This window comes from Algibacter sp. (assembly GCF_049667265.1).
GTDB lineage: Bacteria > Bacteroidota > Bacteroidia > Flavobacteriales > Flavobacteriaceae > Algibacter_B.
In genome coordinates, this window is record NZ_JBATHX010000461.1 from 1 (window position 1) to 5,944 (window position 5,944).

Sequence of the window (5,944 nt, forward strand, 5' to 3'; positions counted from 1 at the left end):
GGTAGCTTAAAAAATGCTATAAATATCCACACGCCAGATTTTTTAGAAGAAGACAATTTAAATGTTTTTAAAGAATTAAAAAACTCTAATAAAACAGTCATTTTATTTGGAACAAACCCTCAAGAAACCAATTTACCTTTTTTACTTCTATATCAATTAGGGTATGATAATATTAAACTATTATCAACAGAAATAGGTTATGATCAAAATAGATTAATTACAAATAATAGTGATATTGAAACATCAAAAGCAGATGTTGGTGCCTTTATACAAGAATCTGTTAATAAGCAAGCAGAAGCTATGAGACTAGCCAAAATTAAAACAATACCAAAACCCAAAGTAGTGCCTGCTCCTAAAGTGGTAATTCCAATTAAAAAGAAAAAGAAAACGCCAGTTGAAGGCGGTTGCTAATTTCCAATAAAAAAAAATCAAGGTTTGAATCATTTGAAGTTTACTTGCTGTAAATCAAATCAAAATGAAAAAAAACATAGCTTTTATAAAGGAACAACTACACTTACATTTTAATGATGCTTTTGAGAAAAAGTTGATTGATGAAATAGCAGAAAATGGAACCTATAAAACGTATACCAAAAACGATATTTTAATTGATATCGGATTAGAAATGACTCATATTCCATTAATTATAAAGGGGCTTGTTAAAATCTCAAGAGATGACAGTCACGAGAATGAAATTCTACTTTACTATTTAGAAGAAGGCGATACTTGTGCCATTTCATTCATAAATTGTATTCATAGAAGCAAAAGCATGTTTCGAGCTACAGCTGAAGACGAGATTGAATGCATCATGTTTCCGGTTAATAAAATTGAAGAATGGATGATTAAGTATAAAACTTGGCGCGTTTTTATTATTGATAGTTATCATAATAGGCTTGAGGAAATGCTAGGTGTAATAAAAGAATTAGCTTTTTTTAAACTTGAAAGTCGTCTCAACAAATACCTTTCCAATCAGGCTAAAATTAGACATAGCGAAGATTTATTAATTACACATCAAGAAATAGCCAACGATTTTAATACTTCTAGAGTTGTCATTTCTAGAATTTTAAAAAGTCTAGAAAATGACGGAAAAATTAAACTTGATAGAGGTAAAATACATGTCTCCATTTCATAAAATCTGAACTAGTAAATTCTGAAATTTGACGTTTTTTCAAGTGTCTTTTTTGAATAAAAACTAAATAATTTCTACGTTTAAATTTTTACAAACAAATGTTACCTGCAAAGTTGGTTAATTCATTTTTTTAAACCAAATCGAGTAAATAAAAATACATTCTAACATATTGAAAATCAATATTTTATTTCTTCAATTCGAACTTAAAAACACTTTTTTTTCTTTGTAACATTTGTTACATAACCATGTAACAAATGATACTGTGTTTACTGGTTATGTATTAAGTAAAGATGATATAAATCATAAAAAAACACCCTCTTCAATTATAATTTTATCCCTAATAAAGCAAGTAATATTTTACAATTTTAAATGTTAATATCATGAAAAAATCTTCAGTATTTTTAATCACAATTTTTATTTCTGCTATTTTATTTTTTAGCAGTTTCACAAATTTGGATAACTCCAATTCAAATCCACCTAACGAATTTGAAATTCTATTAAATTATCTTGAAACTAACAGCAATTTTATTTCAGGTGAGTTACCCATAATTATGTCTGATGAGGTTAAGAAAAACCTTAAAAACCCTAAATACCATATTATAGATATAAGAAACGAAAGCTGGTTTGAGTATGGTCATATTAAAGATGCAGCTAATGTAGAATCAGAAAATCTATTGACTTACTTTGAAAACACCATCAACCCATCAGATTACGATAAAATAGTAATGGTATGTTACTCGGGACAATCTGCAGCCTATTACTCAAGTTTGTTAAGACTTTCAGGCTATGATAATGTTTTTAGTATGAAATGGGGAATGAGCTCTTGGAGAGAAGATTTTGCTGAAAATTCTTGGAACAAGAACATTAAAAATGATTTTGCCACCAAACTAGAAACTATTGAGAAAGCAAAACCAGAATTAGGAATACATCCAACTTTAAATACTGGAAAAACAGAAGCAAAAGACATTTTAAGAGCAAGATTAGAAACATTTTTCGCAACGCCTTATAATGAATTTATCATAAAATCATTAGATGTTTTTGATGCTCCAGAAAACTACTATATAGTAAATTATTGGGATCAAGAAAAATGTGAGGGACACATACCAGGAACTCTGCATTATACTCCAAACGCATCCTTAACTAAAGATTTACTCACACTTCCTACAGATCAAAAAATTGTAGTCTATGAAGCAACTGGTCAAAAAGCAGCCTACATAGTAGCTTACTTAAATGTTTTAGGATATAATACCGGAAATTTAGCATATGGAGAAAATAGCTTTATGAATGATTTACTAAAAGAAAAAGGCGGAGATGCGTTTACAAAAAAAGAAATTAACATGTTTCCAGTCATAGAATAAAAACCAATTTCAAATAACATTAAATATATAAGTCATGAAAAAATCATCATTATTTTTTATAGGATTATTATTGATTCCTACATTATTCCTTACTTCTTGCGATAGAGGTGACGATCCAGCAGATGGTATTGTTGGTGTTACAACTCCTAAATTTACTCTAATGAAAGAGTATATGGTAGCTAACGATCTAGATATAGGCCAAATAGACACGAATTCATTTGGTAAATTTGTTACATCTGCACCAGCCACAGCAGTAGAAGTTGACGCATTCCTTGATTCGTATTACATTATGGATATTAGAAGTAATACCGACTTTTTATCTGCTCATGTAAATGGTGCTAAAAATGTGGCTCTTGGTGATATTTTAACAGATGCAGCCAATGCAACTAAACCAATTTTAGTAGTTTGCTATACTGGCCAAACAGCGTGTTATGCAACTGCCCTATTACGTATGTATGGGTATCCTGATACAAGAGCTTTAAAATGGGGAATGTCCAGTTGGAATTCAGCAACTGCAGGTTCATGGAATAATGCAATTACAGGAAACCCTGCAGCAACCAGTAATAATTGGTCATATACCGCAGCGCCTTCTACTGTAACTTATTCAGACCCTGTAATCACTACCTTATTAACTGATGGTGAAGCCATTCTTAAAGAAAGAGTTGAGGCTGTTTTAGCCTTGGGTTTCCAAGGTGTAAATGGAACAGATGTATTAGGTAACCCAGGAAACTATTTTATCAACAACTACTTTAGTGAAACAGATTATTTAGGGTTTGGTCATATTAATACCGCTAATAGAATACTTCCTTTTACACTCGCAGACGACACTTATTTAAGTCTTGACCCAGATGCCAATACGCTTGTAACATATTGCTATACAGGACAAACATCTGCAGTAATAACAGCAACTTTAAGAGTATTAGGTTACAATGCTGCCAGCTTAAAATTTGGAATGAACGGCTTGTACAACTCTAACCCTGTATGGTCATCAAATAAATGGAGTTCATCGGTACCTAAGGATTATCCTGTTTTCTCTAATTAATTAAAAATACTAAATAAAATAATTATGAAAAACAATATATATATACTGTTTGCTCTTATGTTTCTTTTCCAGGCAAATCAAGTTTTCGCACAAGGCTGTGAAGGTGATGAACCAGGAGGTAATGATTCTATAAGTAGTCCAAGCGTTAAAATATTTGGATACGTACAACCTCAGTATGATTATAATTTTACTGATGGAGACCAACAGAATACCTTTAAGTTCAAAAGAGCTAGAATAGGTGTTTTAGGTAAAATTCACGGTGATTTCTCGTACTATTTCATGCTTGAAACGAGTCCGTTTATTGGAAGTTCCGGAGATGCGTACTTAATGGATGCATTTATATCTTATACTAAATACAACTGGGCTAAAGTCTCTGTAGGTTCATTTAAACAACCTTTTAGTTTGGATGTAGCAACACCTTGTCACTCATTAACAACTATTGATAGATCCATTGTGGCAGACCAATTAGTTGCGCCTCAAAGAGATATGGGACTTATGGTTTTAGGCGGAAACAAGTATACCAAATTTAACTATTGGGTAGCTTTAATGAATGGCACAGGATTAGGAAGTTCAGATGGAAACACTAAAAAAGACTTTATTGGTAGAGCTACGTACAAACTAACTGATTTTTTAACAGTTGGTGGTAGTTTTAGATATGGTTATCCAATACCAAACAATAACGCTGACGACCGTACAACTTTTGGTGGAGAGTTTCTAGTTGAATTAGATAAACTAAATGTGCAAGGTGAGTATATTTATGACGAAGGTGCTTACTTTTTAGGAACAACTGGCGGCTGTGGTGCAACACCTGTTGCTCTTGGAGAAAAAAGAGATGGTGCTTACTTAATGGCTTCGTACAATGTAGACGAGAAACTCCAACCTGTATTTAAATATGAATTCTTTGATCCAGATTTAGATAATAAAGACGACGGAAGCTATCAAGAAAGAATGACCCTTGGTGTTAACTATTTCTTTAACGAAAAAGTAAGATTTCAACTCAATTATCAAGCTAATATTCAAACCGTTGTTGATGTTAAAGACGATGCTTTATTAGCCCAAATGCAAATCAAATTCTAATTTAATAATTACTTCCTTTCATTATATTAATTTTTAGTTTTTAAACAAAACCTCATGACAAATGTCATGAGGTTTTGTATTCTACATGGTTATCTTTACTTAATAATTTAGCTTTCAACAAAGTGAATAAACAAGAAATTATTTTAAGAGAAAAATTAAATGATTATTACTCTAATATTTTTGAGGATGAGTTAATCGATGAAATAATTAAAGTTGGGTATTTTGATAGAATTAAAAGTGGTGAACTTTTAGTTGATATTGGTGATGATATGACGCATATTCCATTAATACTTGATGGTATTGTGAAAATTATCCGAAAGGAGAAAGAGGGTGAGGAATTAGTCCTTTACTTTTTAGAGCGTGGCGATACATGCGCCATTTCATTTGTAAACTGCATAAACAAGAAAAAAAGTATTTTTAAAGGTATTGTAGATAAGGATATCGAAGCTGTTTTTTTACCAGTTGATAATATAGATGAATGGTTGGTAAAATACCAATCTTGGCGTCATTTTATTATTGATAGCTATCATTTTAGATTGATAGAAATGGTTGAATCTATTGATAGTTTAGCTTTTTTAAAAATGAACGAAAGGGTATTTAAATACTTAACGGATAAAGTAAAAATCAATCATGATATTGATCTTGAAATAACACATCAAGAAATTGCAAATGATTTAAATACCTCCAGAGTTGTTATTACAAGACTTTTAAAACAATTACATGATGAAGGTAAAATTTATTCAACCAGAAACAGCATTAAAGTTTTGGAGTTTTATGAATAATTTTTTTATTTAGACTCAAAAATTTAGACCTAATTTATTTCACTAAAACCTTCTTCTTAAAACTACTCTTTGGCGCTTCACAGAGTGAACATTCATAGGTTTCTGGAAGGCTTTCAAAAGTTGTTTTTGGTGGGATGTTTTGCGTAATATCTCCATAAATTTCGTTGTACATAGTCATACAATCAGAACATTGGTATACTTCTTCCTCAGTAGTTTCTTTTACTACTGTTTTAACATCAACCTCTCTTTCGGTTCCTAATTGCTCGAAATATAAATGGCTTAATTCCATTAATAGACCTGGCAATTCTACCTTATCTACATCATGCACATGCATAATATATTCTTGGGTATTTTTAATTCAAAATGGAAACTAGAGTCGGTTTCTGTAATTTTTGTATCAGATGGATTTGTGCTCTTGTCTAAATTGCGATTGGAAAAATTTGAGTTCAAATGGCCTCTAAATCCGTATTTGTAATCTTTATTTGGATTTTTTGTTATTTTATTTGGTGACATGGGATCTATAATTTTTATTAAAACATTAAGTTGAGAATACTATACA

The 5,944-nt window shown here is 30.9% G+C and carries 7 protein-coding genes; 6 read left to right on the forward strand and 1 reads right to left on the reverse strand.

What is annotated here, in order from left to right; genetic code table 11:
• The 6 genes from WBN21_RS15925 to WBN21_RS15950 all read left to right on the forward strand — a co-directional run.
• Positions 1–411 (forward strand): hypothetical protein (locus WBN21_RS15925; protein WP_424202017.1); only part of this gene is annotated, 411 nt, incomplete at its 5' end.
• Between the two features lie 64 nt (positions 412–475).
• A complete protein-coding gene (locus tag WBN21_RS15930) occupies positions 476–1,129 on the forward strand; it encodes a Crp/Fnr family transcriptional regulator (RefSeq protein ID WP_424202019.1) in 654 nt (217 codons plus the stop codon).
• 377 nt (positions 1,130–1,506) lie between these two features.
• Positions 1,507–2,484: a rhodanese-like domain-containing protein gene (locus tag WBN21_RS15935; RefSeq protein ID WP_424202021.1), complete on the forward strand. Its 978-nt coding sequence runs from the start codon at positions 1,507–1,509 to the stop codon at positions 2,482–2,484.
• A gap of 34 nt (positions 2,485–2,518) precedes the next feature.
• Complete coding sequence (locus WBN21_RS15940) at positions 2,519–3,526, forward strand: rhodanese-like domain-containing protein (RefSeq protein ID WP_424202023.1); 1,008 nt, start codon at positions 2,519–2,521, stop codon at positions 3,524–3,526.
• Between the two features lie 24 nt (positions 3,527–3,550).
• The gene (locus tag WBN21_RS15945) at positions 3,551–4,603 is read left to right on the forward strand and encodes a porin (RefSeq protein ID WP_424202024.1); all 1,053 of its coding nucleotides are present in this window, start codon (positions 3,551–3,553) and stop codon (positions 4,601–4,603) included.
• 122 nt (positions 4,604–4,725) lie between these two features.
• On the forward strand, positions 4,726–5,385 hold the full coding sequence (locus tag WBN21_RS15950) for a Crp/Fnr family transcriptional regulator (protein WP_424202026.1): 660 nt from the start codon (positions 4,726–4,728) through the stop codon (positions 5,383–5,385).
• Positions 5,386–5,419: 34 nt separating this feature from the next.
• Here WBN21_RS15950 and WBN21_RS15955 read toward each other — a convergent pair whose 3' ends face one another.
• Positions 5,420–5,719, reverse strand: coding sequence for a rubredoxin (locus WBN21_RS15955; protein WP_424202028.1), 300 nt, complete (start codon positions 5,717–5,719; stop codon positions 5,420–5,422).
• Positions 5,720–5,944 lie beyond the last annotated feature (225 nt).

Excerpts from the sequence above, each read along its gene's own strand:
- WBN21_RS15930 (WP_424202019.1), top strand. The coding sequence starts at position 476 with ATGAAAAAAAACATAGCTTTTATAAAGGAACAACTACACTTACATTTT.
- WBN21_RS15955 (WP_424202028.1), bottom strand. The coding sequence starts at position 5,719 with ATGCATGTGCATGATGTAGATAAGGTAGAATTGCCAGGTCTATTAATG.
- WBN21_RS15940 (WP_424202023.1), top strand. The coding sequence starts at position 2,519 with ATGAAAAAATCATCATTATTTTTTATAGGATTATTATTGATTCCTACA.
- WBN21_RS15935 (WP_424202021.1), top strand. The coding sequence starts at position 1,507 with ATGAAAAAATCTTCAGTATTTTTAATCACAATTTTTATTTCTGCTATT.
- WBN21_RS15945 (WP_424202024.1), top strand. The coding sequence starts at position 3,551 with ATGAAAAACAATATATATATACTGTTTGCTCTTATGTTTCTTTTCCAG.